The 24,939-nt window shown below is 71.0% G+C and carries 24 protein-coding genes and 1 pseudogene; 8 read left to right on the top strand and 17 right to left on the bottom strand.

The window, feature by feature from the left end; translation table 11 throughout:
- Window positions 1–259, top strand: a 259-nt coding sequence (locus tag LK09_RS22070; RefSeq protein ID WP_231563170.1) for a hypothetical protein, incomplete at its 5' end; no start/stop codon positions are given.
- A 102-nt stretch (window positions 260–361) separates the two neighbouring features.
- Window positions 362–1,741: a CoA transferase gene (locus LK09_RS19605; protein WP_052227038.1), complete on the top strand. Its 1,380-nt coding sequence runs from the start codon at window positions 362–364 to the stop codon at window positions 1,739–1,741.
- Here LK09_RS19605 and LK09_RS19600 read toward each other — a convergent pair.
- Complete coding sequence (locus LK09_RS19600; RefSeq protein ID WP_039403414.1) at window positions 1,738–2,547, bottom strand: TrmH family RNA methyltransferase; 810 nt, start codon at window positions 2,545–2,547, stop codon at window positions 1,738–1,740. The two genes, LK09_RS19605 and LK09_RS19600, sit on opposite strands and share 4 nt — an antisense overlap.
- Before the next feature lie 85 nt (window positions 2,548–2,632).
- Here LK09_RS19600 and LK09_RS19595 point away from each other — a divergent pair, with 85 nt between their 5' ends.
- A complete protein-coding gene (locus tag LK09_RS19595; RefSeq protein ID WP_039403412.1) occupies window positions 2,633–3,490 on the top strand; it encodes a Sir2 family NAD-dependent protein deacetylase in 858 nt (285 codons plus the stop codon).
- Window positions 3,491–3,496: 6 nt separating this feature from the next.
- On the opposite strand, the gene LK09_RS19590 is transcribed toward LK09_RS19595, so the two are convergent.
- The 3 genes from LK09_RS19590 to LK09_RS19580 are packed head-to-tail and all read right to left on the bottom strand — an operon-like array spanning window position 3,497 to window position 7,296.
- Entirely contained in the window at window positions 3,497–5,143 is a 1,647-nt protein-coding gene (locus LK09_RS19590; protein WP_039403410.1) for an amidohydrolase, read from the bottom strand.
- A 25-nt stretch (window positions 5,144–5,168) separates the two neighbouring features.
- Window positions 5,169–5,822, bottom strand: coding sequence for a TetR/AcrR family transcriptional regulator (locus LK09_RS19585; RefSeq protein ID WP_052227037.1), 654 nt, complete (start codon window positions 5,820–5,822; stop codon window positions 5,169–5,171).
- Window positions 5,823–5,826: 4 nt separating this feature from the next.
- Window positions 5,827–7,296: an APC family permease gene (locus tag LK09_RS19580; protein ID WP_039403408.1), complete on the bottom strand. Its 1,470-nt coding sequence runs from the start codon at window positions 7,294–7,296 to the stop codon at window positions 5,827–5,829.
- A gap of 82 nt (window positions 7,297–7,378) precedes the next feature.
- On the opposite strand from LK09_RS19580, the gene LK09_RS19575 reads away from it, so the two are divergent.
- The gene (locus LK09_RS19575; protein WP_039403406.1) at window positions 7,379–7,972 is read left to right on the top strand and encodes a histidine phosphatase family protein; all 594 of its coding nucleotides are present in this window, start codon (window positions 7,379–7,381) and stop codon (window positions 7,970–7,972) included.
- Between the two features lie 62 nt (window positions 7,973–8,034).
- Here LK09_RS19575 and LK09_RS19570 read toward each other — a convergent pair whose 3' ends face one another.
- Genes LK09_RS19570 through LK09_RS19550 form a run of 5 tightly spaced genes read right to left on the bottom strand, consistent with a single transcriptional unit; the run spans window position 8,035 to window position 14,077 of the window.
- A complete protein-coding gene (locus tag LK09_RS19570) occupies window positions 8,035–8,847 on the bottom strand; it encodes an HpcH/HpaI aldolase/citrate lyase family protein (RefSeq protein ID WP_039403405.1) in 813 nt (270 codons plus the stop codon).
- A complete protein-coding gene (locus tag LK09_RS19565) occupies window positions 8,844–9,329 on the bottom strand; it encodes a MaoC family dehydratase (RefSeq protein WP_039403423.1) in 486 nt (161 codons plus the stop codon). The genes LK09_RS19570 and LK09_RS19565 overlap by 4 nt, the downstream gene beginning before the upstream one ends.
- 10 nt (window positions 9,330–9,339) lie before the next feature.
- Complete coding sequence (locus LK09_RS19560) at window positions 9,340–10,500, bottom strand: acyl-CoA dehydrogenase family protein (protein WP_039403404.1); 1,161 nt, start codon at window positions 10,498–10,500, stop codon at window positions 9,340–9,342.
- Window positions 10,500–12,509, bottom strand: coding sequence for an acetyl/propionyl/methylcrotonyl-CoA carboxylase subunit alpha (locus LK09_RS19555; protein ID WP_039403421.1), 2,010 nt, complete (start codon window positions 12,507–12,509; stop codon window positions 10,500–10,502). Before LK09_RS19555 ends, LK09_RS19560 begins: the two co-directional genes overlap by 1 nt.
- 5 nt (window positions 12,510–12,514) lie before the next feature.
- On the bottom strand, window positions 12,515–14,077 hold the full coding sequence (locus tag LK09_RS19550) for a carboxyl transferase domain-containing protein (RefSeq protein ID WP_039403403.1): 1,563 nt from the start codon (window positions 14,075–14,077) through the stop codon (window positions 12,515–12,517).
- Between the two features lie 72 nt (window positions 14,078–14,149).
- Here LK09_RS19550 and LK09_RS19545 point away from each other — a divergent pair, with 72 nt between their 5' ends.
- Complete coding sequence (locus LK09_RS19545; protein ID WP_039403401.1) at window positions 14,150–14,737, top strand: SACE_7040 family transcriptional regulator; 588 nt, start codon at window positions 14,150–14,152, stop codon at window positions 14,735–14,737.
- 101 nt (window positions 14,738–14,838) lie between these two features.
- On the opposite strand, the gene LK09_RS19540 is transcribed toward LK09_RS19545, so the two are convergent.
- The 3 genes from LK09_RS19540 to LK09_RS19530 are packed head-to-tail and all read right to left on the bottom strand — an operon-like array spanning window position 14,839 to window position 18,370.
- Window positions 14,839–16,224, bottom strand: coding sequence for a dihydrolipoamide acetyltransferase family protein (locus tag LK09_RS19540; RefSeq protein ID WP_039403397.1), 1,386 nt, complete (start codon window positions 16,222–16,224; stop codon window positions 14,839–14,841).
- Entirely contained in the window at window positions 16,221–17,231 is a 1,011-nt protein-coding gene (locus LK09_RS19535; protein ID WP_039403396.1) for an alpha-ketoacid dehydrogenase subunit beta, read from the bottom strand. Before LK09_RS19535 ends, LK09_RS19540 begins: the two co-directional genes overlap by 4 nt.
- Window positions 17,228–18,370 (bottom strand): thiamine pyrophosphate-dependent enzyme, encoded by a 1,143-nt coding sequence (locus tag LK09_RS19530; protein WP_039403419.1) that lies wholly within the window; start codon window positions 18,368–18,370, stop codon window positions 17,228–17,230. The genes LK09_RS19535 and LK09_RS19530 overlap by 4 nt, the downstream gene beginning before the upstream one ends.
- A gap of 167 nt (window positions 18,371–18,537) precedes the next feature.
- On the opposite strand from LK09_RS19530, the gene LK09_RS19525 reads away from it, so the two are divergent.
- Window positions 18,538–19,017: an Lrp/AsnC family transcriptional regulator gene (locus tag LK09_RS19525; protein ID WP_039403391.1), complete on the top strand. Its 480-nt coding sequence runs from the start codon at window positions 18,538–18,540 to the stop codon at window positions 19,015–19,017.
- Between the two features lie 5 nt (window positions 19,018–19,022).
- Here the strand turns inward: LK09_RS19525 and LK09_RS19520 are convergent, their stop codons facing one another.
- From LK09_RS19520 to glgA, 5 genes are all read right to left on the bottom strand, one after another.
- The gene (locus LK09_RS19520) at window positions 19,023–19,862 is read right to left on the bottom strand and encodes a hypothetical protein (protein ID WP_039403390.1); all 840 of its coding nucleotides are present in this window, start codon (window positions 19,860–19,862) and stop codon (window positions 19,023–19,025) included.
- Window positions 19,863–19,913: 51 nt separating this feature from the next.
- Entirely contained in the window at window positions 19,914–20,807 is an 894-nt protein-coding gene (locus LK09_RS19515) for an alpha/beta fold hydrolase (protein ID WP_231563169.1), read from the bottom strand.
- Between the two features lie 87 nt (window positions 20,808–20,894).
- Window positions 20,895–21,152, bottom strand: coding sequence for a type B 50S ribosomal protein L31 (locus LK09_RS19510; protein ID WP_039403389.1), 258 nt, complete (start codon window positions 21,150–21,152; stop codon window positions 20,895–20,897).
- Window positions 21,153–21,247: 95 nt separating this feature from the next.
- The gene (locus LK09_RS19505) at window positions 21,248–22,033 is read right to left on the bottom strand and encodes an ABC transporter ATP-binding protein (protein ID WP_039403388.1); all 786 of its coding nucleotides are present in this window, start codon (window positions 22,031–22,033) and stop codon (window positions 21,248–21,250) included.
- Between the two features lie 29 nt (window positions 22,034–22,062).
- Entirely contained in the window at window positions 22,063–23,256 is a 1,194-nt protein-coding gene (gene glgA, locus LK09_RS19500) for a glycogen synthase (protein ID WP_039403387.1), read from the bottom strand.
- Window positions 23,257–23,301: 45 nt separating this feature from the next.
- Between glgA and LK09_RS19495 the strand changes: the two genes are divergently transcribed.
- Window positions 23,302–24,546 carry a glucose-1-phosphate adenylyltransferase gene (locus tag LK09_RS19495; RefSeq protein ID WP_039403386.1) on the top strand — a complete coding sequence of 415 codons (1,245 nt, stop codon included), beginning with the start codon at window positions 23,302–23,304 and terminating at the stop codon, window positions 24,544–24,546.
- A 123-nt stretch (window positions 24,547–24,669) separates the two neighbouring features.
- Window positions 24,670–24,939 (top strand): annotated as a pseudogene (locus tag LK09_RS19490) (hypothetical protein); the annotation flags it as partial.

Below are 24,939 nucleotides of genomic sequence, written 5' to 3'. Positions count from 1 at the left end.
GCGCCCTGAGCCTGTCGAAGGGCACACACCCCGACGACGATCAGACCCGCGTCAACGGGCAATCCAGCCCGGCGCCCTGAGCCTGTCGAAGGGCACACACCCGCGGTGTTCCGACGTGCGACGACCTGTTCAGGCCGCCCGGCGCTCGCCGACGTCGTCCGAACGGCCGGTGGGAGATGATGGGCGGATGGTCTCGCCTGTCCGTCTTGATGAGCACCAGCTGGTCGAGATCGAGGCCGTCGCGGCGATCTCCGACTGACCGTCCGCGAAGGCGCTCGACGGCCGGTGCGGACCCGGCGGAACGTCCGGGTCGCCCGTCCAGGGTTCCTCGGGGATCGTCCCGCGGCGTATCGTGCCAACCATGAGCACGCCGGCATCAGAAGCGGAGTTCGAAACGGTGCGTCGAGGCTTCGGCCTGACAGGGTCCGCCACCATCGAAGGCAGCGGATTCCTCCGCTCCGCCCTCCCGGTCTCCGCCCTCACGACCGAGGCGTTCACGACCCTCGCGCTGGCGCTCTCCTCGCTGATGGAGCGGATGGCATTCCCCGAAGCATCCGACGTGCACGTCGACCGAGCGCTGTGCGACAGCTGGTTCGGACAGCACGTGCGACCGGTGGGCTGGACGCCGCCCTCGCCGTGGGACCCGCTCTCCGGGTCGTTCGCGACCGCCGACCGGTCGTGGATCCGCACCCACGCCAATGCACCGCATCACCGTGCCGCTCTGCTGCACGTGCTCGGGCTGTCCGACTCGGTCGATCCCGTCGATCCCGCCGCCCTCGCGGAGCGGATCGCCCAGTGGGATGCCGAACGGCTCGAGTCGGCGATCGTCGACGCCGGCGGCGCATCCGCCGCGCTGCGCACCGCGACGGAGTGGACGGCATCCGCCCCCGGCCACGCCGTGCAGCACGAGCCGCTCATCGAGTACTCCCCCACGGCCGCGTGGGACGACTCCACCCGCTGGAACCCCACCCCCGAACGGCCGCTCGCAGGTCTCCGCGTGCTCGATCTGACCCGGGTGATCGCCGGCCCCGCGTGCACGCAGGTACTCGCCGGCCTCGGCGCCGACGTGCTGCGCGTCGACCCGCCCGGCTGGGACGAACCCGCCGTGCTGCCCCTCGTGATGGCCGGCAAGCGCTCCGTGCGACTCGATCTGCGCGACGGCGCCGAGCGCGGCATCCTGCTCGGCCTCCTCGCCGAGGCGGACGTCCTCGTGCACGGCTACCGGGGCGGCGCGATGGACGGCCTCGGACTCTCCGAGGAACAGCGACGACACGTGCGACCGGGCCTCGTCGACGTCGCCGAACGGGCCTACGGGTGGACGGGTCCGTGGACCGAACGGCGCGGGTTCGACTCGCTCGTGCAGTTCTCCTCCGGCATCGCGCATCTCGGCATGACCTCCGCCCGGGCGGCCGAGCCGGTCTCGCTCCCCGTCCAGGCGCTCGACTGGGCGACCGGCTACCTCGCGGCGACGTCGGTCCTTCTCGGCCTGCGGGAGCGATTCGACGACGATCGCGGATCGAGCTGGCGGCTCTCCCTGGCCCGCACCGCGCACACGCTCCTCACGATGCCCCGCGGCACCGACGACGAGCCCGGTGACCGGCCGGAGATCTCCGGGGCGGTCGTTCCCACCGCACTCGGCGACATCGCCGTGGCCGAGTCGCCCATCCGCGTCGGACGGGCATCCCTGCACTACACGAGCATCACGACGTCGCTCGGAGTGGATGCCGCCACCTGGAGCTAACCGGTCACCCGGAGCGCCCACAGGGCCACCGCACTGGCCGCCGCGACATTGAGCGAGTCCACCCCGCCGGCCATCGGGATCTCGATCACCGTGTCTGCGGCCGCGAGCGCCCGCGCGGAGAGCCCGTCACCCTCGGCGCCGAGCATGAGCGCCACCCGCCCCGGGAGGTCGGACGCGAACACGTCCAGGGGCACGGCGTCGTCTCGGAGGGCGAGGGCGGCGACGTGGAGCCCCGCGTCGCGCAGCAGGGCGCCGGCCTCCGGCCAGTCGGGCAACCGCGTCCACGGCACCTGGAACACCGTGCCCATGCTCACCCGCACACTGCGGCGGTAGAGCGGGTCCGCGCACCGCGGACCGACCAGCACGGCATCCGCGCCGAGACCCGCGGCACCGCGGAACATCGCCCCGACATTGGTGTGGTCGACGATGTCCTCGAGCACGACCACCCGACGGGCTCCGGCGACGACGTCCGCGACCGGCGGAAGCTCCGGCCGATGCATGGCCGCAAGGGCACCTCGGTGCACCGCGTACCCCGTCAAGGACTCCGCCACGGCTCCGGTGACGACGTACACCGGCACGTCGGGGTGTCCGGCCAGGAGCGCCTCGGCATCCGGCACCCACTTCTGCTGCACCAGCAGCGAGCGCGGCCGGTGGCCGGCGGCGAGCGCGCGGGAGATGACCTTCGCCGACTCGGCCATGTACAGGCCGCCCGCCGGCTCCAGAACCCGGCGCAGCGCAACGTCGGTGAGGTCGCGGTAGTCCGCCAGCCGCGGATCGTCGGGATCGTCGATGGGGAGGAGGTTCACCCGTCCAGCATGCCTTCCCGACCGGACCGCTGCGCGACACGCGCATGTAACACGGCGGGCGTACCCTCGAAAACGAGAGGTGGCCATGACACTGACGACCGGCGACGCGCCGCGCATCGACCCCGCGATCGAGCCCGCCCTGGCGGACGCGATCGCGGCTCTGGCCGGCAAGCGCATCGCCGTGCTCACCGGCGCCGGGATCTCCACCGACTCCGGCATCCCCGACTATCGCGGTGAAGGTGCCCCGCGCCGCACGCCGATGACGGTCGACCAGTTCTTCGCGAGCGACGCCGCGCGCCGGCGCTACTGGATCGGCAGCCACCTCGGATGGAAGGCGTTCGCCGCCGCCGAGCCGAATGCGGGACACCGCGCCCTCGCCGAACTCGAGCACGCCGGTGTGGTCACCGGCATCATCACCCAGAACGTGGACGGACTCCACCTGCGCGCCGGGAGCGCCCGCGTCGTGGAACTCCACGGCACCATGCGCCGCGTGCTGTGCACGCGATGCGGTCAGGTGTTCGACCGGCGCGACATCGCCCACCGGCTCGAGGCCGACAACCCGTGGCTGGCCACCGACCCGGAGGTCGCCCTCGGACCCGACGGAGACGTGCGGCCGGAGTCCGCCGACGGCTTCATCGTGCCGGAGTGCACGGTGTGCGGCGGTCTCCTCAAGCCCGACGTCGTCTTCTTCGGCGAGTTCATCCCCGCCGGGCGCTTCCGCGGGGCGGAGCAGCTCGTCCACGCGTCCGATGCGCTGCTGGTCGCCGGCTCCTCGCTGGTCGTGAACTCCGGCATCCGCTTCACCGAGCGCGCGCGGCGCAAGCACCTGCCACTGGTGATCGTGAACCGGGGTGCGACGCGCGCGGACGCCGCCGCCACGGTCAAGATCGACAGCGGCACCAGCGAGGTCCTCGCCGCGCTGGCGTCCGCCCTGGCCGGCTGAGCGCTCTCAGCCGGTGAAATCGGCCGAGATGCGACCGTCGACGACGGTGAGCACCACGGCGGCCGCCGCGAGCTCCTCCGGAGTCGCCGTGAGCGGATCGACCGCGAGCACGGTGATGTCCGCCGGGGCTCCGACCTCGAGCCGTCCGCCGTCCTCGCCGACCGAGCGCCACCACTCGGAGGTGTAGCCCTCCAGCGCGCGACGCGCGGTGAGCCCCTCCTCGGGGTGGTTCGCAGCGAGATCGGGACGCGTCACGGGCCGGCGCAGCTGCGCGTCCGCGAGGATCGCCCGCGGGTCGTAGGGCGCGATCGGCCAGTCCGAGCCGAGGGCGACCGTCACGCCCGCGTCCCGCAGCGACGCCGTGCGCCAGGCGAGGTCCGCCCGCTCGTCTCCGAGCCGCTGCGACCAGTTGTCGGAGTGGTCGGCCTTCGAGTAGAGCGTGCAGTGCGTGGGCTGGAGGCTCGCGGCGGCACCGGAGGCCACGATCTCGGCGAGCACCGTGTCGGGCAGCGTCTCGATGTGCTCGATCCGGTGCTGCACCCGGGGCGTTCCGTCGGCGGCATCCGTCCCGGGCAGGGCGGCGATCGCGTTCGCGACGAACGACGTGCCCTTGTCGCCGATCGAATGGGTCGTGGTGGGGATGCCGTGGGAGTGGAAGTACTCCAGCACCCGCACGTACTCCTCCGGGTGGAGCCACAGCGACTCGGTCGACTCCCCCTGGGTGTCGGGTTCGAACAGCCAGGCGGTGCCGTTGTCGATCGTGCCGTCGATCATCAGCTTGATGCCGCGGACGTGCCAGCTGCGGCCGTGGCGGCCCTGCAGGGCGAGGAGCTCTGCGAGCCGCTCCTCGGTGAAGCCGGGCATCACCCACGGGGAGATCCGCACGCGGATGCCCAGCTCGCCCCTCGCCTCGACGGCCTCGAACAGGTCGATCGAGTCGTCCATCTCGAGGTCGAGCATCTGGCCGGCGACGAGGCCCGTGGCGGCCATGCCGTGCAGCAGGGTCTCGAGTGCCTCCACCCGCTCGTCGAAGGTCGGGGCCGGAACGAGCCGCTGCACGAGGTCGCTGGCGGCGATCTCGAAGAGCATCCCGCTGGGCGTGCCGTCGGCCCGGACGCCGACGCGGGCGGCACCGTCGAGCACTTCCTGTCCGGTCACCCCGGCGAGACGGATCGCCGCTTCCGACGCCAGCACCGCGTGCCCGTCGAACATCGTGATGACGACCAGCTCGTCGTCGAGGATGCCGTCGAGGATCTCGTTGTCGAACGCGCCGCCCTCGAAGCACGCCGGATCGAAGCCCCACGCGGTCAGCCAGTCCCGGCCCGTGACGTGCGGCGTGGATGCCGCATAGGCGGCGAGCGCCGCGCGCACGCCCTCCCGGGTCTGGATGCCGGAGAGGTCGGCGCCGCGCGCGATCATGCCGCCGAACGTCGGGTGGATGTGCGCATCGATGAGTCCCGGCATGACCGTGGCGTCGCCGACGTCGATCATGCGCGCCGCCCGCGCAGCCCAGGCATCCGCCTCGTCCGCGTCGCCGACCGCCAGGACGACCCCGTCGCCGACGGCGACGAATCCGGGCGCCGCGTCGGCGGTCGCCGACGGCAGCAGGCGGGTGGTGCGGATGACGAGGCCGACGGGGGTCTCGGTGGTCATGGGGTTCTCCTCTTCGATGATCGTTTCAGTGCGATGTCGGGGCGGTCGTCTGTGCGACGCGGTGCAGGATGCCTGTGGTGAGGACGTCTTCGATCACGGCGACCGGGTCGATGTCGTCGGCCGTGGTCTGCACCGAGACCAGCGTCGCGAACTCGCCGTGGCGGTCCTCCGGGATCTGCCACGCGCTCGTCGGCGCGAGCTTGTCGATCGCCGCGCCCGCCGCGATCGTGTCGAGGGTCTCGATGAACGGCAGCACGAGCGGCTGGGGCATCCCGGTCTCGATCAGGCGCCGCGCGGCGCGGTCGTAGACGGCGAGAGTGGTCGGATCGCTCACCGGCTGCGCGAACAGCAGCGGGGTCAGTGCGGGAACGGCGGAGAACGCCGCGACGAGCATCCGGAACAGACGCCGCACGACCTGCTCCAGGGTCAGCTCGGGGTCGTCGAGGTCGAGGGCCGGAACCTTCTCGACCAGCGCGCCGCGCGCGAGTTCGATGATCTCGGCCCGGCCGGAGACGTGCTTGTAGAAGGCGGAGGGCCGCACGTCCATGCGCGCGGCGAGACCCGGCAGGGTCAGGTCGCCGGTCTCGGCGAGCATCGCGACGGCCTCACGGCCGATGGCGTCCCTGGTCAGTCTCGGCGTCGTCGGGCGCCCCCGCTTCTTCGGCATCGTCTCCGGCATGCCCTCAGTCTCCCCCGCCGATCCGCCGGTACGCGGCAGGCCGGCGCGCCCGCATGATCGCGGCCCAGACGATTCCGATGACCAGGACGACCGGGGCGATGGCGATCAGCACGGTGTTCAGCGGCGACCCCGCGGGAGCCCCGGTGAACAGCTCGGCGTTCTGCGTGAACAGCCAGATCACGGCCAGCATGACAAGCAGTGAAACGATTGCCGAGGGCAGGAGGTACCACTTCAGCCGGATGTCGCGGTGCTTGAGGAAGTAGACGATGACCCCGATGCCGGTGAGCGCCTGCAGGATCAGGATGCCGAGAACGCCCGGCGTGTTGACCCAGATGACGAACTGGGTGAACGGGTCGAGCTTGAAGGCGGCGAAGACGGCCACGAACACGGCGGCCAGCACGGTCTGCACCACGCCGGCGGTCGACGGGGTGAAGTGGCGCGGGCTGATGCGTCCGGTCCAGGCGGGGAAGATCCCCTCGCGCGACAGGGACAGCGTGTAGCGGTTGATCGTGTTGTGGAAGGCGAGCTGCGACGCGAAGATGCTCGTCACGATCAGCACGCTCATCACCATCTCGCACCACGGGCCGACGTACTTCGCGGCCACGATGTACGCTGTGTCGCCGGCGTTCAGATGCCCGGCGGCGAAGGCCTGCACGTTGTCGGCGCCGATCGCGGTGACGATGATCCAGACCGAGAACGCGTAGAAGACGCCGATGAACGCGATCGAGATGTAGGTCGCGCGCGGCACCGTCTTGTCGGGGTTGCGCGCCTCCTCGCGGTAGAGGGCGCCGGCCTCGAAGCCCATGAACGCGGAGAATCCGAGGGTGAGGACCGCGGCCATGCCGGGGTTGAAGACGTTCGCCGGGTCGAGCGACGCGAACGAGATCCCCTGTGCGCCGCCCTTGGCGAGCACGACGACGGCGATGATCACGACGATGAGGGTCTCCAGCGTGAGCAGCACCGCGACCACGCGCGCCCCCACCTCGATGCCCCGCCACCCCAGGTACCAGACCGCGACGATCGCGACGAGCGCACACACCCACCACGGCACGTCCAGGCCGAACAGGGACTTGAGCGACAGGCTGGCCTGGATGCCGAGCAGGCCGTACAGGCCGATCTGCAGGCCGTTGTAGCTCATCCACGCCACGAGCCCGGATCCGAGTCCGACGACGCGGCCGAGGGTCTGCGAGATGTACCCGTAGAAGCCGCTGTAGGAGGTGATGTGACGGGTGAGCGCCATGAACCCGACCGCGAACAGCGCGAGGGCGACCGCCGCCGCGATGTAGATGACCGGGGCGGCCGGTCCGCCGACGGCGAGCGCGAGCGGCGCGATGCCGACGACGATCGTCAGGGGCGCGGCCGCCGACACGAGCATGAACACGATGTCGCGCGTACCGAGCGCGTTCTTCTTGAGGCCGCGGTCACCTGTGACCGGGGCCGGCGGCTGCGATGCCGCCTCTTTAGTGAAAGCCATTCACTTAGTGTGCGGCATGGCTTCGGCGCTCGTCAAGGGCGGATTTCCAGGTGCGGCGCGAGGCCGCGGGTAGGGTCGGAGGATGACCCGGATGATCCTCGTACGCCACGGCCAGACCGACTGGAACCGCGAGCGCCGCATCCAGGGCGCCACCGACATCCCCCTCAACGACACCGGCCGGGCCCAGGCGATCGAGGCCGGGCGGTCGCTGCGCGACGCCGTCGGAGCCGCGCCCCTCGTCGTCGCGAGCGATCTGTCCCGCGCGCACGAGACCGCGCGGATCATCGCCGCAGAACTCGACGCCGCCGAGCCGCGGCTGTACCCCGGACTGCGCGAGCGGGCCTACGGCGATGCCGAGGGGACCACCGACGAGGAGTTCTCCGCCCGCTGGGGATCCTGGACCGACGCCGTCGTGCCGAACGCGGAGGCGCCCGACGTGGTGCGCGCCCGCGCCCTGTCGGCTCTGCAGCAGATCGACCGCGACCTCCGCGCCGAGCACGCTCCGACCGCACAGACGGTGATCGTCGTGACCCACGGCGCCCTGATCCGCCAGGTCCTGCTGCATGCGACCGGCGGCGCGTACCCGCCCGTCGACGAATCGCTGCCGAACGCCACCGCCTACCCGCTGCTCATGGAGCGCGACCGCCTGCGGTACCTCGAGGCCGTCCTGGTCTGACCTTCGCTCGCGAGGCTCGACGAGCCCGCGCCGTCAGGCTCGACGAGCCCACGCCGTCAGGCTCAGCCAGCCCGGTGCAGCACCGAGCGCGCGTGCCGCAGCACCGGCTCGTCCACCATGCGTCCCTCGAACTGGAAGACGCCGCGCTCGCCTGCCGCGGCATCCAGCACGCGTCGCGCCCACGCGATCGTGTCGGCGTCGGGGCGGTAGGCGTCGCGGATCACCGGCACCTGCCCGGGATGGATGCACGCGGTCGCCGTGAAGCCGGACGCCACCGCGTCCCGCGCCTCGCGCCGCAGCCCCGCGAGGTCGGCGATGTCGAGGTGCACGGCATCGATCGCGACCTTGCCGTATGCCCCGGCCGCGAGGAGCACCCGGGAACGGGCGTGCCGGGCGATGTCGCGGTACCGGCCGCTGCGACGGCGGCTCGACGTGCCGCCGAGGGATGCCACGAGGTCCTCGGCTCCCCACATCAGGCCCACGACGCCGGGAAGGGCCGCGAGCCGCTCGGCCTCCACGACGCCCCGCGCCGTCTCGCACAGGGCGAGCACCCGCAGATGACCGTCGAGCGCGTCGATCCGGGCGGGATCCTCCGCCTTCGCGACCATGATGGTGCGGTACGGGGTCTCCGCGACGGTGGCGAGGTCGGCGGCGGCATCCCGCGTGTCGAGCGCATTGATCCGCACGACGACCCGCTCGGGCGGCAGGTCGGCGTCGATGAGAGCGCTCCGCGCGCCCGGCTTGTCGGCCGGGGCGACGGCATCCTCGAGGTCGATGATGACGGCGTCGGCGCGCTCGAGGGCCTTCACGTACCGCTCGGGGCGGTCGGCGGGGCAGAACAGCAGCGCCGGCCCCGGCAGCACGAACGCGCTCACGACGGCTGCCCGTCGTGCGTGCTCAGGAACATCAGCGCCGTCCGGGTCGCCACCGCGACCACCTCGCCGTGCTGGTTGCGGCCGGTGTGGGTCATGGTGACGATCCCCTGACCGGGACGCGAGGACGACTCGCGCTTGCCGGTGATCTCCGTCTCGACGTAGAGCGTGTCGCCCGCGAAGAGCGGATGCGGGAAACTGATGTCGCCGAGACCCAGCTGCGCCACGAGGGTGCCCTGGGTGATCTGGCCGACGGAGGCGCCGACCATCGTCGACAGGGTCCACATCGAGTTCATGAGGCGCTGCCCGAACGGCTGCGTCTCGGCGAACGCGGCATCCAGGTGCAGCGCCTGCGCGTTCATCGTCAGCGTCGTGAACAGCACGTTGTCGGCTTCCGTGGCGGTGCGGCCGGGACGGTGCGCGAACACCTGCCCGACCTCGAGTTCGTCGTAGTACCGGCCGCGCTGGACGATGGGCTCGCTCATGTCCGCCACGCTACGCCGGAAGCCCCAGTTCGCGGGCGATGACCATGAGCTGGACCTCGCTCGTCCCCTCCCCGATCTCGAGGATCTTGGAGTCACGGAAATGACGCGCCACCGGGTATTCGTTCATGAAGCCGTTGCCGCCGAAGATCTGCGTGGCATCCCGGGCGTTGTCCATGGCCGCATCGCTCGCGGTGAGCTTCGCGATCGCCGCCTCGGCCTTGTACGGGCGTCCGGCATCCCGCAGCCGCGCCGCATGGTGCCACGCCAGACGCGCCGTGTGCACGCGCGCCTGCATCCGCGCGATCGTGAACTGGATGCTCTGCCGGGTCGCCAGCTGCTCGCCGAACACGACCCGCTTGCCGGCGTAGTCGAGGGCCGCCTCCAGGCATCCCTCCGCGGCGCCCGTCGACAGCGCGGCGATCGCGATGCGCCCCTCGTCGAGGATGCTGAGGAAGTTCGCGAACCCGCGCCCGCGCTCGCCGAGCAGGTTCGCCTCGGGCACGCGGACGTCGTCGAAGCTCAGCGGATGCGTGTCGGAGGCGTGCCAGCCGACCTTGTCGTACGCGGGCTGCACTGTGAACCCGGGGGTGCCGTTCGGCACGATGATCGTCGAGATCTCCTTGCGTCCGTCCGCGCGCTCCCCGGTCACCGCCGTCACCGTGACGAACCGCGTGATGGCGGTGCCCGAGTTGGTGATGAACTGCTTCGAGCCGTTGATCACCCACTCGCCGCCGTCGAGGCGGGCCGTGGTGCGGGTGCCGCCGGCATCCGAACCCGCCTCGGGCTCGGTGAGTCCGAACCCGGCCAGGCCCTTCGCGGCGAGGAGGTCGGGAAGCAGGTCCCGCTTCTGCTCTTCGGTGCCGAACCGGTACACCGGCATCGCGCCGAGGTTCACCCCGGCCTCGAGCGTGATCGCGAGCGACTGGTCGACCCGGCCGATGCCCTCGATGGCGAGGGCCAGCGCGAAGAGGTCGCCGCCCTGGCCGCCGTACTCCTCGGGGAACGGAAGCCCGAACAGGCCCAGCTCTCCCATCTGCGCCACCACGTCCAGCGGCAGCGTGTGCGTGCGGTCGGCCTCGTACGCGATCGGGGCGATCACCTCGGTCGCGAACTGCCGGACCACGGCGGCGAGTTCCCGTTCGTCGTCGGTGAGGTCGAATGCGGTGTCCATCAGGCTCCTTCGGGTGCGGACGAGGGGTCGGAGATCGAGACGACCGCGACGACCTGATCGCGCTGGACCTGGTCGCCGACGGACACGTGCAGGCGGACGGTCCCCTCGTGCGGGGCGGTGATCGGGTGCTCCATCTTCATGGCCTCGATCGACAGGATTCGGTCGCCGGCGGCGACGGCCTGGCCGTCGGTGACGTGCACGGCGACCACGGCGCCCGGCATGGGCGCGGGCAGGTCGGGATCGGATGCCGCGGCATCCTTCGCGAGGGATGCCCGGCGCAGCTCGCCGGCACGGCGGCGCGTCAGCACGCGGAACGACGAGGTGAGACCTTCGGCGTGGATCCAGATCGTGCCGGTGTCATCGTCCATCTCCATCCAGACGCCGTCCGGCGGCATGGCGAACCAGGCGTACTCGGCTTCTTCCGCCTCGGCGGCGGGTTCCGAAGGTTCCTGGAGCCCCTCCGCCGCGACCGAATGGATGTGCCCGCCGGCGTCCTGCAGGAAGACCGGGGTCGTCGCCGCGGGAGCGGCAGATCTCCACCCGGGGAGCGACTGCCACACGCCCGCTGTCTCGTGGCTCCCCCATCGTCGTGCGGTCAGCGCCACGACCTGCGCGGCCCGGCGGAGGGACTCCTCACCCGGCTCCGGCGTCGCGAACGGCGGCATCCGGTCGATGAGCCCGGTGTCCATCGTGCCGGCCTGCACGTCGGGCTGGGCGAGCAGCTCCCGAAGGAACGCGATGTTCGTGTCCACGCCGAGCAGCACCGTCTCGGCGAGCGCGGCATCCAGCGCGGCCAGCGCACCCGCGCGGTCCTCGGCGTGGGCGATCACCTTCGCCACCATCGGGTCGTAATCGGCGGTGATGACGCTGCCGTGCTCCACCGCCGAATCGGTGCGCGCGCCCGCCGCCTCGTCCCACTGCAACACCCGACCGGTCGCGGGCAGGAACCCGCGCGCGGGGTCCTCCGCGTAGACGCGGGCCTCGACGGCGTGCCCGCGCAGCTGCACCGGGCCCGGCGGCACGTCGGCGCCGAGACCGGCCGCGATGCGCAGCTGCTGCTCGACGAGGTCGACGCCGGTGACCGCCTCGGTGACCGGATGCTCCACCTGCAGGCGCGTGTTCATCTCGATGAAGAAGAACTCGTCGGGACGCGCGGTGGCGACGATGAACTCCACCGTGCCCGCTCCGCGGTAGTCGACGGAGGCGGCGGCGGCGCACGCGGCCGCGCCGAGGCGCTCCCGGGTCTGCGCGTCGACGACGGGCGAGGGCGACTCCTCGATGACCTTCTGGTGCCGGCGCTGCAGCGTGCACTCGCGTTCGCCCAGGTGCACCGCCCCGCCCCGGCCGTCTCCGAGCACCTGCACTTCGATGTGGCGTGGGCGCTCGATGAGACGCTCCAGCAGCAGGGTGTCGTCGCCGAAGCTCGCCCGGGCGACGCGACGGGCGGTCGCCAGGGCACCGGGCAGCTCCGCAGCCGAGCGCACCACCTCCATGCCCTTGCCGCCGCCGCCCGCGGACGGCTTGATGAGCAGCGGGTAGCCGGTCTCCTCGGCGCGCTCGCCGATCTCGGCGTCCGTCATCCCGGCGGCGCTGAATCCCGGAACGATCGGCACGCCGTAACCCGACACGTGGTCGCGCGCCCGGATCTTGTCACCCATGACCTCGAGGGCCCGGGCATCCGGGCCGATGAACACGATGCCGGCCTCGGCGCAGGCGGCGCCGAACGCGGCGTTCTCGGACAGGAAGCCGTAGCCCGGGTGGATCGCGTCGGCGCCCGTCTGCCGGGCGGCATCCAGCACCGCTGGGATGTTCAGATACGAGGCGGATGCCGCGGAGCCGCCGATGTGCACCGCCTCATCGGCCTCGTGCACATGCGGGGCGTTCACGTCGGCGTCGCTGTACACGGCGATCGAGCGGATGCCGAGCCGGCGCAGCGTCCGGATGACGCGCCGGGCGATCTCGCCGCGGTTGGCGACGAGGACGGTGTCGAAGAGGGTCTGGTCGGACATCGGCATCACATCCGGAAGAGGCCGAAGCCGGGGTCGGGCAGCGGGGCACGGGCGACGACGTCGAGGGCGAGGCCGAGCACATCGCGCGTGTCGGCCGGGTCGATGATGCCGTCGTCCCACAGGCGGGCGGTGGCGTAGTAGGGACTCCCCTGCCGTTCGTACTGGTCGCGGATGGCGGCCTCGCGACGGGCGATCTCCGCGTCGTCGGCGGCGCCCCCGACCGTCGACAGCACGGACGCGGCCTGAGCTCCGCCCATGACCGAGATGCGACTGGCCGGCCAGCTCCACAGGAACCGCGGATCGTAGGCGCGTCCGCACATGGAGTAGTTGCCGGCGCCGAACGAGCCGCCGATGATGACGGTGAGCTTCGGCACCCGCGTGGTGGCCACGGCGGTCACCATCTTCGCCCCGTCCTTCGCGATGCCGCCCGCCTCGGCCTCGCGGCCCACCATGAAGCCGGTGATGTTCTGCAGGAACACGAGCGGGATGCCGCGCTGGTCGCACAGCTCGATGAAGTGAGCGCCCTTGAGAGCCGACTCCCGGAAGAGCACTCCGTTGTTCGCGATGATCCCCACAGGATGCCCGTGGATGCGGGCGAACGTCGTGACGAGCGTGGTCCCGTACTCGCGCTTGAACTCGTAAGCGCTGTCGGCGTCGACGATCGCCGCCAGCACGCCGCGCACGTCGTAGGGCTGGTTCACGTCGACGGGCACGACGTCGTAGAGCGCGGTGCCCGCCACCGCCGCCGCCACGGCATTCTGCACCTCCCACGCCGGACGCGCGGGAGGCGGCAGCGTCGCCACGATGTCGCGCACGATCTCGAGAGCGTGGTCGTCGTCCTCGGCAAGGTGGTCCACGACGCCCGAGCGGCGCGCGTGCAGCTCGCCGCCGCCGAGCTCCTCCGCCGTGACGACCTCGCCGATCGCCGCCTTCACGAGCGGCGGACCGCCGAGGAAGATCGTGCCCTGTCCGCGCACGATGACCGTCTCGTCGCTCATCGCCGGCACGTACGCTCCGCCCGCCGTGCACGACCCGAGCACGGCGGCGATCTGCGGGATGCCGAGGGCCGACATCTTCGCCTGGTTGGCGAAGATCCGTCCGAAGTGCTCGCGGTCCGGGAACACCTCGTCCTGCATCGGCAGGAACGCTCCGCCCGAGTCGACGAGGGACACGCACGGCAGCCGGTTCTCGAGTGCGATCTGCTGGGCGCGGAGGTGCTTCTTCACCGTCATCGGGTAGTAGGTGCCGCCCTTGACTGTGGCGTCGTTGCAGAGCACCATGACGTGCCGGCCGTGGACGAGGCCGATCCCGGCGACGAGTCCCGCACCCGGGGCGGCGTCGTCGTACAGCCCGTTCGCAGCGAGCGCGGCGATCTCGAGGAAGGGACTGCCCTCGTCGAGCAGGCGATCGACGCGATCGCGCGGCAACAGCTTGCCGCGGGCGAGATGACGCTGCCGGGATGCCTCGGGACCGCCGAGGGATGCCGCCGCGATGCGCTCGCGCAGCTGCCCGGCGAGCACGCGCTGGGTCACGGCCGCCTCCGGTGCCGCGGCGGGAACTGAGCCCATCTGCCTTCTCCCTCGAAGCGCTTTCGGTTAGTGTTGACTAACCGAGTTCAAAGTTAACAAGGATTAACCGAAATGACAACCGAGCGAGCCCGTTCCAAGGCCGACCGCCGCGCTGCGATCCTGCGGGAAGCGGCGCGCCTGTTCGCCGACCGCGGGTTCGCCGGCGTCAGCATCGAGGATCTCGGCGCCGCGGTGGGGGTCCGCGGCCCCGCCGTCTACAAGCACTTCACCGGCAAGCAGGCTGTGCTGGGCGCCATTCTGCTGGGCGCGAGCGAACAGCTGCTCTCCGGCGGGCGCGCCGTCATCGACGACGTCGCCGGCCCCGATGATCGCCTGGACGCGCTGGTCGCGTTCCACGTCGACTTCGCGCTGCGGGATGCCGACGTCATCCGCGTGCAGGACCGCGACCTCGCGAGCCTCGAGGAGGGCGCTCGCAATCGCGTGCGCCGTCTGCAGCGCGAGTACGTCGAGCTGTGGGTCGGCGTTCTCGCCGACATCCACCCCACCGCCACCGCGCCGGAGCTGCGGGTGCGGGCGCACGCCGTGTTCGGGCTCATCAACTCCACCCCGCACAGCGTGCGGGGGCTGCGCCCGGCGCCCACGGACGCGAGCGTCCGGGGCATCCTGCAGTCCCTGGCACGGGCCGCGCTCCGGGCGTGATCCGCGGCCGCTGCGGCGCAGGATCAACCCGGTCGAGATCGCGCGGAATGCGCGCTGTAGCCGATTGTCACGTCATTCCAACGATCTCGACCGGGTGGGCGTCAGCCGAACAGCAGGGCTCGGCCGGGCTCTTGAAGGATATCGCCCACGTCCCGCAGGAATCGCGCACCCTCGGCGCCATCCACCAGTCTGTGGTCGAAAGACAGGCTCAGCGTCACGACATCCCGCAGCGCGACCTGACCCTGGTACTCCCACGGGCGGCGCTGCACGGCGCCCACGCCGAGGATGCCGGCCTCGCCGGGATTGAGGATCGGCGTGCCCGCCTCGATGCCCAGGGCACCGATGTTCGTGATCGTGAAGGTGCCGCCCATCATCTGCGCGGGCGTCGTGCGGCCCTCGCGCGCGGTGCGGGTGAGCTCGCCCAGCGCCTGGGCGAGCCGCCCGAGACTCATCCGGTCGGCTCCGACGACGTTCGGCACGACCAGACCGCGGTCGGTGGCCGCGGCGATCCCGAGATTGACGTAGCCGTACTGGACGATCTCCCCCGCCGCGTCGTCCCAGGACGAGTTCAGCATCGGAGTGCGACCCAGTGCGAGACACACGGCCTTCGCGACGACCGCGAGCGGCCCGATGCGCAGGTCGGCGTACTGCGGGTCGGTCTTGAGCGCGGCGACCAGCTCCATCGTCTTGGTGACATCCACGGTGTGGAACGACGTGACGTGGGGCGCCGTGAAGGCGCTGCGCACCATCGCCTCCGCGGTGTGCCGGCGCACGCCGCGGATCGGGATGCGGGTCACCCCGCCGCCCTCGAAGGGGGCCTCCGGGACGATCTCCTCGTGCTCGTGCTCGGGCTCGGTGGTCGCAGCGGCCGGGGCGGCGGCGACGCCGGCGCGGGCGGCGAAGGCGTCCACGTCCTCACGGGTGATGAGGCCGTCGCGCCCGGTGCCCGAGACGAGGGCCAGGTCGATCCCGAGCTGCTTCGCGTGGGCGCGCACCGGCGGCGTCGAGCGGGGACGCTCGGTGACCGCGGCCGAGTCGGCCGGGGCGAAGTCCGGGATCGCGTCGTGCGGGGCGGCCTCGAGCACGGCGGCGTCGAGCACCGCGGTGTCCGTCGAGCCGCCCGCAGCCGTGCGGGCGCGCCGCTGCGGGCGGCCGGTGCGGCGGGTCTCGGCGCCGTACCCGACCAGGTTCGGGGTGCGCTTCTCCTCCGCGGCGGGCTCGACGGTCTCCGGCGCGGGCGCTTCGTCGCCCTCCTCGCCGAAGGAGATGATGACGCTGCCGACCTCGACGACATCGCCGGGCCGGGCGTGGAGCTTTCGCACGACGCCGGCGAACGGCGAGGGCAGCTCGATCGACGCCTTCGCCGTCTCGACCTCCGCGATGGACTGGTTGAGCGCGACGGTGTCGCCCTCCTTCACGAGCCACTGCACGAGCTCGGCGTCGGGGAGGCCCTCGCCGAGGTCGGGAAGGTGGAAGTCCCGGGTCACAGTTCCACCCCCGTGAAGCTGTTCGGCTTGTCCAGAACGCGATCGACCGCGTCGAGGATGCGATCGAGGTCGGGCACGTGGTGCTTCTCGAGCTTCGCGGGCGGGTAGGGGATGTCCCAGCCGGTGACGCGCACGGGGGCGGACTCGAGGAAGTTGAAGCAGCGCTCGGTGACGCTGGCGATGAGCTCGGCCCCGAGGCCCGCCTCCCGGGCGGCCTCGTGGGTGACGACGACCCTGCCGGTCTTGCGGACCGACGCCGTCACGGTGCGGTAGTCGACCGGCGACAGCGATCGCAGGTCGATGACCTCGATCGAGACCCCTTCGTCCTCCGCGGCCGTGGCGGCATCCAGCGCGGTGGCCACCTGCGAGCCGTACGTGAGGAGGGTCACGTCGGTGCCCGATCGGGCGATCCGTGCCAGGCCCATGGGCGCGGCGTCGTCCAGCGCGGTGCCGAGCTGCACGTCGCCCTTCACGTGGTAGAGCTTCTTCGGCTCGAAGAAGATCACCGGGTCGTCGCACGCGATCGCCTGCCGCAGCATCGTGTAGGCGTCCTGCGGGTTGGACACCGCGACGACGCGCAGCCCGGCGGTGTGCACGAAGTACGCCTCCGGAGACTCGCTGTGGTGCTCGGCGGCCCCGACCCCTCCCGCCCACGGGATGCGGATCGTGATCGGCATCTTCACGGCACCCTGACTGCGGTAGTGGAGCTTCGCGACCTGCGACACGATCTGGTCGAACGCCGGGTACACGAACCCGTCGAACTGGATCTCCACCACCGGACGGTAGCCGCGGTAGGCCAGGCCGACAGCCGTGCCGACGATGCCCGACTCCGCCAGCGGCGTGTCGACGACGCGGAGCTTGCCGAACTCGTCCAGCAGCCCGTCGGTGATGCGGAACACCCCGCCGAGGCGTCCGATGTCCTCGCCCATGACCAGCACGTGGTCGTCGTCGCGCATCGCCTGGCGCAGACCCTCGTTGAGGGCCTTGCCCATCGTCATCTCGGTCATGATGCCTGCTCCTGCGTGCCGGCGGCGGGCGCGTCGGCGAAGCCGTCGAGGTAGGCGCCGAACCAGCGGCGCTCCTCGTCGATGCCGGCGTGCGGCTCGGCGTAGACGTTGTCGAGGATGCTGATGGCCGGCGCCGTCGTCATCCCTAGGCACGCCGTGCGGATGTCGGCGGCGAGGGCGTCGGCATCCGCCTGGACGCCCGCGGTGAAGTCGTCGTCGAACGCGTCCTGGGCGCGCAGCAGGCCCTCGACGCGGGCGATCGGGTCGCGCCGGCGCCATGCCTCGACCTCGTCCTGGGTGCGGTACCGGGTGGGGTCGTCCGACGTGGTGTGCGGACCCATCCGGTAGGTGACCGCCTCGATGAACGATGGACCGTGCCCCTGCCGGGCACGGGCGATCGCCCAGCGGGTCGCCGCCATCATGGCGAGCACGTCGTTGCCGTCCACGCGCATGCTCGGGATGCCGAACCCCGGAGCGCGCCCGGCGATCGGGCTCTTCGCGGCGACCCCCACGGGCTCGGAGATGGCGTAGTGGTTGTTCGAGCAGATGAACACGACGGGCGCATCGAAGGACGCGGCGAAGATCATCGCCTCGTTCACATCGCCCTGGCTGGAGGCGCCGTCGCCGAAGTACACCGTCGCGACCTGATCGGTGCCGTCGCGCTGGATGCCCATCGCGTAGCCGACCGCGTGCAGCGCCTGCGCGCCGATGATGATCTGCTGGATCGCCGACCCGAGGTCGTACGGGTTGTAGCTGGAGTGCGCCTCGCCGCGCCAGGCGCGCATGTACTGCGCCGGCTCGGCGCCGCGCACGTAGTTGACGCCCGCCTCGCGGTACGTCGGGAAGGTGAAGTCGTCCTCGCGCAGCGGGCGGGCCGAGCCCACCTGCACCGCCTCCTGGCCGTTCAACGGCGCCCAGAGACCGAGCTGGCCTTGGCGCTGCAGCGCCATGCACTCGGCATCCATCCGGCGCACCAGGACCATGTCGCGGTAGAGACCCTGCAACTGGGCGGTGTCGACGTCGGCGACCCACGGGTCGAGGTCGGCGTCGCGCATCCGCTCCCCCGTCGCGCTGACGAGGCGAGCGACGTCCTCGACGTCTGTCCCGAGATCTGCCGCCGGTGTGAGTGTGTGCACCATGGTGACCCGCTTTCCCGGGTGCACCTTCGTGGGGCGACCCGCATGCGCCGGCTCCTTCGCCGGATACCCGAAGAGTACGTCTGTCACGCAACTCGCTCAAGCATCCAGAATGTCCTTGAGCATGTTGCGCAGGATTGCCCACTGGGTGGGGGCTAATCTTGAGCACTATGGCAACCCTGGACAGCGTCGATCTGCAACTGCTCGCCGCCCTCAGCCGCGACCCGCGGGCAACAGTCGTCGCGCTCGCCGACGCCCTCGGGCTCTCGCGCAACACCGTGCAGGCGCGCATGGCGCGCCTGGAGCGCGACGGCGTGTTCCTGTCGTTCGAACGGGCGATCTCCACCACCGCGATCGGATACCCCATCGAGGCGTTCATCAACGTGCTCGTGCGGCAGTCGCAGCTGCCGCAGATCGCCGAGGATCTGGCCCGCATCCCCGAAGTCCTGCAGGCCCACGGCATGTCGGGCGGCGTCGACCTCTTCGTGCGCGTGGCGTGCCGCGACACCCAGCACCTGTTCGACACGGATGCCCGCATCCTCGCGATCGACGGCGTCGAGCGCACCGAGACCTCGCTCGCGATGGGCGAGGTCATCCCCTATCGCATCGGGCCGCTGCTTGATCTGACCCGTCACCAGCGCGGACGCTGAGGCGGCTATCGTCCAGCGCAGGCATCGGCGCCCACCGGGACCCTGGCCCGGTACACCGGCCCCTCGGCGAGGGTGACCTCCAGCTGCACGCAGGTCTTGTCCGGGGCGATGACCAGCAACGGGTACGTGTCCGAATCGGGGCAGGGCGGCAACGGCACGATGCGGCGGGCAGCCGCGACCATGGCATTCGTGTCGGCGTAGTCGGAGGTGGTGAAGCTGTCGCCCTCCGACCGCGAGCGGGCGAACGTCACGATCCGGGCGTCCTGCGAGTCGATGACCTGCACGACGGCCGCCACTCCCCCGGGGACGAACACCGGTGTGAGCTGTCCGAGCCACTCCCCGTGGTCGGTGACCAGCATCGTCGGCTCGCCCGCGGATGCCGCGTTCCACATCGGACTCCAGACCACGTAGGCCGGACGCGGCGGCGTGAGGGTGCCGGCTGCCAGCGAACCCCAGCCGCTGCCGCACGTCACATCGACGGCCGCGAACGTGATCGTCGGATTCGGCTTCGCAACCACCGGCGCGGGCGGGCGCGGCCAGAGCACGGCCGCGACGACGAGCAGGAACCCGGCGGTCACGGCGGCGCCGACGATCCGCGTCCGCCGACGTCGCGGGACGGGGTCCTCCGGCACGGATGCCTCGACCGGCGCCGGGCGTCCGGGATCGTGCGGGCCGGCGGCATCCGGCCCGGGAGGGACGGGCGAGGCACCGGGATGCCGCGCATGCGACGCGGCTTCCAGCTCCGCAAGGCGCGCCCGGGCCTCGGGATCGGCGGCGATGTCGGCGTCCGGTCCGTAGGCGCGTCTGCGCAGTTCGGCGAGCTCGAGGAGCTCGTCCTCGGTCATGGTCGCACCGTACCGCGTTCTTCCGTGCGGTGGCGCGGAATTCGGGGACTGCTAAGCCCCGACGAAGGCAGTGATCGCCTCGGCGGCCGGTACCGGGGTCTCGTAGTGGATGAGGTGCCCGACATCCGGGATCTCGACCAGCCGTGCATCCGGGAACAGGTGCACGAGCTCGCGCTCCTTCTCGATCGGCGTGATGTCGTCGAGCTGGGCGGCGATGAGGAGGGTGGGCACCGCGACCTGCGGCGCGAACTCGCTGACGTCGTGCGAGACGCTCGTGACGAACGCGTCGTGGAGCACGTCGCGGTCGGCGAACTGCGAGAAGTAGAGATCGTGCTGCTCGTGCACGAATCGACGCAGCTCGGGCTCCCGGGTCTTGGCCATCGTGATCGACATCACCCGCACGATCACACGGTTGCGCAGCAGCGCCTCGCCGAGCGCCTGCGGAAGCCGCGCCCCGGCCCAGTAGTAGAAGATCGCCAGACGGGTCATGATGCCGCGCGGGCCCTCCAGCGCCGGCGCGCCGATGGGATTGATGAGCACCAGCCGGGGCGTCTCGAGGCCGGCGGCCACCGCCGCCGCCGACACGATCGATCCGAAGCTGTGCCCCACGACCACGGCACCGGGGCACACGGTCGCGACGAACTCCTGCAGCCACTCCACGTACAGCTCGAGGTCGTGCGTCCGCCCGGGGACCGGCGGCGTCTCGCCGAACCCGGGAAGGTCGGGCGAGATCACCCGGTAGCCGGGCAGGCGGGCGATGACCGGCGCGAGGCCGTGATGCTCACCCCGGAATCCGTGCACGGTGACCAGCGTCGGGGCATCCTCCGCGGAGTCCGTCTGGGGTTCGTCGACCCAGTACGCGGTGGTGCCGCCCAGCACGGCGACCTCGCGCCGCTGCGGCAGAAGTCGGGCGGGTGCGCTCATGGTGGCCGTCTCGTCTGACATTGCTCTCAGTGTACGGGGCCCGATGCCCGGGCGCCCGGAAAGAGAAGACCCCCCGGCCGAGCCGAGGGGTCTTCTGCAGCGGTGCGATTACTTCGCGGAACCGCCGAAGTTCTTGAAGCGCTGGTTGAACTTCTCGACGCGACCGGCCGAGTCGAGGATGCGCTGCTTGCCCGTGTAGAACGGGTGCGACGCGGACGAGATCTCGACGTCGATGACCGGGTACTCGACGCCGTCGAGCTCGATGGTCTTGTCGCTCGTCGCGGTCGAACGCGTGAGGAAGGTGTCACCCGAGCCCAGGTCGCGGAACACGACGGCGCGGTAGTCGGGGTGAATGTCGGTCTTCATGGTGATCCTCGAGGGAGTCGTGCCCTGGATTGTGCCAGGACGGCCAAGTCTGAGGTGCAGGCGCACCAAAGAAAGAGTCTACCAGACGCGGAAGGTCACGCCGTCGCACGGGCGGCGTAGCGGCCGCCCTCCTGCGTGAGCGCGATCGGCATGCCGAACGTCTCGGACAGCGCCGCGGCGGTGAGCGTCTCCCCGATGGGTCCGGCGGCCACGATCCCGCCCTCGCGCAGCAGCAGCACGTGGGTGAATCCGACCGGGATCTCTTCGACGTGATGGGTCACCATCACCATCGCCGGGGTGGTGGGGACGGCCGCGTACTGGCTGAGCAGCGACAGCAGCTCCTCGCGGGCGCCCAGGTCGAGGCTCGCGGTGGGCTCGTCCAGCAGCAGCAGCTCGGGGTCGGTCATCACCGCGCGCGCGATCTGGACCCGCTTCTGCTCGCCGTCCGACAGGGTGCCGAAGGTGCGCTCGGCGAGGTGGTCGAGCTTCCACTCGGCCAGCACACGCAGGGCACGCCGTTCGTCGATGCCCTCGTAGTTCTCGTTCCAGCGTCCGAGCACCGAGTACGCGGCGGTGAGGACGACGTTCAGCACGGTCTCCTCCGGCGGGACGCGCCGGGCCATCGCCGACGAGGCGAAGCCGATGCGCGGGCGCAGCTCGAAGACATCGCTGCGCCCCAGGCGCTCACCGAGGATCGTCACGACGCCCGAGGTCGGATGCAGCAGTGTGTCGGCCAGCTGCAGCACGGTCGTCTTGCCGGCCCCGTTCGGGCCCAGCACGACCCAGCGCTGGTCGGCGTCGACGGTCCAGTCGATGTGATCGACGATGTTGCGGGCATTGCGGCGAACGACGACATCGGCGAAATCGAGGACCTGAGGCATGCCTCCAGCCTATCGATCCGGATCGCGGCCTAACGACCCGACGAGACGACCTCGGCGTAAAGCGCGGCGGTCTGCTCGGCGATGGCCGCCCAGCTGAAGTCGGACGCCGCGCGCTCGCGGCCGGCATCCCCGTAGGCGCGCGCCCGCTCGGGGTCCGAGACCACCTCGGTGAGCACGGCGGCGAGGTCGGCCACGTACTGGTCGGGGTGGGTGGGGGTGCCGGTGCCGTCCTGCAGCTGGTCGATCGGCACCAACCGGCCGGTCACGCCGTCCACGACCACCTCCGGGATGCCGCCGGTCGCCGTGCCGACGACCGCCGCACCGCACGCCATGGCCTCGAGGTTCACGATGCCGAGGGGTTCGTAGATGGACGGGCACACGAACGTCGTCGCCGCGCTGAGAATCGCGCACAGCTCGTCGCGCGGCAGCATCCGGTCGATCCAGACGACACCGTCGCGCGTCTGCTGCAGGCCCCGCACGAGCCCCTCGACCTCGGCCAGGATCTCCGGGGTGTCGGGCGCTCCGGCGCACAGCACGAGCTGCACCTCGGGCGGCAGGAGGGCCGCCGCGCGCAGCAGATAGGGCAGTCCCTTCTGGCGGGTGATGCGCCCGACGAACACGACCGACGGACGGGTCGGATCGATGCCCTCGGCGGCGAGGAGGTCCGGGTCGGACACGGGGCGCCACGCCTCCACGTCGATGCCGTTGTAGATGACGCGCACCTTGGCCGGGTCCAGCGCCGGGTAGCTGCGCAGGATGTCGTTGCGCATGCCGTCGCTGACGGCGACGATCGCCGCCGCCCCCTCGTATGCGGTCTTCTCGATGTAGCTGGAGACCGCATAGCCCCCGCCGAGCTGCTCGGCCTTCCACGGGCGCAGCGGCTCGAGGCTGTGCGCCGTGACGACGTGCGGGATGCCGTAGAGGAGCGAGGCCAGGTGCCCGGCGAAGTTCGCGTACCAGGTGTGACTGTGCACGACGTCGGCCCCCGCGACTCCCCCCACGATCTCGAGATCCGTGCCGAGGGTCTGGATCGCGGCGTTCGCGTCGGACAGTCCTTCGGGCACGCCGTACGAGAACGTGTCGGGCTCGTCGCGCTCCGCGCCGAACGCCTGAACGTGCACGTCGAGGGTCTCGCGAAGGGCCTTCACGAGCTCCGTGGCGTGGACGCCGGCGCCCCCGTAGATGGTCGGCGGGTATTCCTTCGTGACGATGTCGACGCGCATGACGAAACGCTAGTACAAGCGACGCCGGGGCCATAGGGTGGGGCCATGTCAGCACCACCGAAGGTCTTCGGAATCATCCTCGCCGGCGGCGAGGGAAAGCGACTCATGCCCCTGACCGCGGACCGTGCCAAACCGGCGGTGCCGTTCGGCGGCCAGTACCGTCTCATCGACTTCGCGATCTCGAACCTGATCAACTCGTCGCTGCGACAGATCGTGGTGCTCACCCAGTACAAGTCCCATAGCCTCGACCGGCACATCTCCACGACGTGGCGGATGTCGCCGATGCTGAACTCCTACGTCGCCTCCGTCCCCGCACAGCAGCGGCTGGGCAAGCGCTGGTTCTCCGGATCGGCCGACGCGATCCTGCAGAGCCTGAACCTCATCGGCGACGAGAAGCCGGACATCGTCATCGTGATCGGCGCCGACCACGTCTACCGCATGGACTTCCAGCAGATGCTCGAGGCGCACATCGCGTCCGGCGCGCGGGCGACGGTCGCCGGCATCCGGCAGCCACGCTCGATCTCGCACCAGTTCGGCGTCATCGACGTCGAACGCGACGATCCGACGCGCATCCGCGAGTTCATCGAGAAGCCGCCGAACCCGACGGGTCTGCCGGACTCCCCCGACGAGGTGCTCGCGTCGATGGGCAACTACATCTTCGACACCGATGCGCTCATCGAGGCGGTCACCAGCGACGGGGAGGTGCCGACCTCCAACCACGACATGGGCGGCGACATCATCCCCTACTTCGTGGACCGCGGCGAGGCCGGCGTCTACGACTTCAAGCGCAACGAGGTTCCCGGTTCCAACGATCGCGACCGCGACTACTGGCGGGACGTGGGCACGATCGAGTCGTACTTCGACGCGCACCAGGACCTCATCTCGACCCTGCCGATCTTCAACCTCTACAACTCCGACTGGCCGATCCACTCGCAGGCGCTGAACTCGCCGCCGGCGAAGTTCGTGCGCGACCGGGTGGGCCGCATCGGCAACGCGATCGACTCGATCGTGTCGCTCGGGTCGGTGCTGTCGGGCACGCACCTCGAACGGAGCGTGGTGGGCCCGTGGACCCTCGCCGGCGGCGGGGCGACGATCACCGACTCGGTGCTGTTCGACAACGTGCGCGTGGGCGTGGGCGCCCGCGTGCACAAGGCGATCCTCGACAAGAACGTCGTGCTCGACGACGGCGCCACCGTCGGCGTCGACCGCGAGCTCGACCTCTCGCGCGGCTTCACGATCAGCGACACCGGCATCACGATCGTCGGAAAGAACGTGCACGTCACGCGGTGAGCGGCGGTTTCGAAACGGGTCAGCGCTGTGCGCGGGCCCGTTTCGCTTTTGCCCTCCAATGAATCGCTCATCCGTTCGAACCAGATCGTTGCTTTATTCGTATTTGTGTACTAGTGTGGGGGTATGGACGATCCGGTTGACGCGTGGGGTTCGGAGGAGGAGTGCGGGTGGGTGGCGCCGGTTCCGGATGCGCTGGATCTGGTGGCGGATGCGGACATGCTGGTGTGTGTGCGGGCCGCGGAGCGGTTGCAGCGGATCGAGTGGTACCGGCGGGAGGCGGTCGCGGACGCGGCACGGCATGGGCTGGGGCGGGATGTCGCGGAGCGGTCGGCCCGGTTGGAGTTGGCGTGCGTGCTGCGGGTCGGGGAACACGCCGCGGGGGTGCTGCTGGGC

It is taken from the genome of Microbacterium mangrovi (assembly GCF_000802305.1).
GTDB classification, from domain to species: Bacteria; Actinomycetota; Actinomycetes; order Actinomycetales; family Microbacteriaceae; genus Microbacterium; species Microbacterium mangrovi.
Note: the sequence above shows the minus strand (reverse complement) of the source record. Positions and strands in the feature narration are given on the sequence as shown.

What these genes read in the sequence shown, in the direction of transcription:
- glgA (WP_039403387.1), bottom strand. Translation starts at nt 23,256, where the DNA reads ATGCGCGTCGACATCGTCACGAAGGAATACCCGCCGACCATCTACGGG.
- LK09_RS19560 (WP_039403404.1), bottom strand. Translation starts at nt 10,500, where the DNA reads ATGGACACCGCATTCGACCTCACCGACGACGAACGGGAACTCGCCGCC.
- LK09_RS19590 (WP_039403410.1), bottom strand. Translation starts at nt 5,143, where the DNA reads ATGACCACCGAGACCCCCGTCGGCCTCGTCATCCGCACCACCCGCCTG.
- LK09_RS19530 (WP_039403419.1), bottom strand. Translation starts at nt 18,370, where the DNA reads ATGGTGCACACACTCACACCGGCGGCAGATCTCGGGACAGACGTCGAG.
- LK09_RS19555 (WP_039403421.1), bottom strand. Translation starts at nt 12,509, where the DNA reads ATGTCCGACCAGACCCTCTTCGACACCGTCCTCGTCGCCAACCGCGGC.
- LK09_RS19545 (WP_039403401.1), top strand. Translation starts at nt 14,150, where the DNA reads ATGACAACCGAGCGAGCCCGTTCCAAGGCCGACCGCCGCGCTGCGATC.
- LK09_RS19550 (WP_039403403.1), bottom strand. Translation starts at nt 14,077, where the DNA reads ATGGGCTCAGTTCCCGCCGCGGCACCGGAGGCGGCCGTGACCCAGCGC.
- LK09_RS19510 (WP_039403389.1), bottom strand. Translation starts at nt 21,152, where the DNA reads ATGAAGACCGACATTCACCCCGACTACCGCGCCGTCGTGTTCCGCGAC.
- LK09_RS19595 (WP_039403412.1), top strand. Translation starts at nt 2,633, where the DNA reads ATGACACTGACGACCGGCGACGCGCCGCGCATCGACCCCGCGATCGAG.
- LK09_RS19520 (WP_039403390.1), bottom strand. Translation starts at nt 19,862, where the DNA reads ATGACCGAGGACGAGCTCCTCGAGCTCGCCGAACTGCGCAGACGCGCC.
- LK09_RS19525 (WP_039403391.1), top strand. Translation starts at nt 18,538, where the DNA reads ATGGCAACCCTGGACAGCGTCGATCTGCAACTGCTCGCCGCCCTCAGC.
- LK09_RS19605 (WP_052227038.1), top strand. Translation starts at nt 362, where the DNA reads ATGAGCACGCCGGCATCAGAAGCGGAGTTCGAAACGGTGCGTCGAGGC.
- LK09_RS19580 (WP_039403408.1), bottom strand. Translation starts at nt 7,296, where the DNA reads ATGGCTTTCACTAAAGAGGCGGCATCGCAGCCGCCGGCCCCGGTCACA.
- LK09_RS19515 (WP_231563169.1), bottom strand. Translation starts at nt 20,807, where the DNA reads ATGTCAGACGAGACGGCCACCATGAGCGCACCCGCCCGACTTCTGCCG.
- LK09_RS19575 (WP_039403406.1), top strand. Translation starts at nt 7,379, where the DNA reads ATGACCCGGATGATCCTCGTACGCCACGGCCAGACCGACTGGAACCGC.
- LK09_RS19585 (WP_052227037.1), bottom strand. Translation starts at nt 5,822, where the DNA reads ATGCCGGAGACGATGCCGAAGAAGCGGGGGCGCCCGACGACGCCGAGA.
- LK09_RS19535 (WP_039403396.1), bottom strand. Translation starts at nt 17,231, where the DNA reads ATGACCGAGATGACGATGGGCAAGGCCCTCAACGAGGGTCTGCGCCAG.
- LK09_RS19565 (WP_039403423.1), bottom strand. Translation starts at nt 9,329, where the DNA reads ATGAGCGAGCCCATCGTCCAGCGCGGCCGGTACTACGACGAACTCGAG.
- LK09_RS19495 (WP_039403386.1), top strand. Translation starts at nt 23,302, where the DNA reads ATGTCAGCACCACCGAAGGTCTTCGGAATCATCCTCGCCGGCGGCGAG.
- LK09_RS19505 (WP_039403388.1), bottom strand. Translation starts at nt 22,033, where the DNA reads ATGCCTCAGGTCCTCGATTTCGCCGATGTCGTCGTTCGCCGCAATGCC.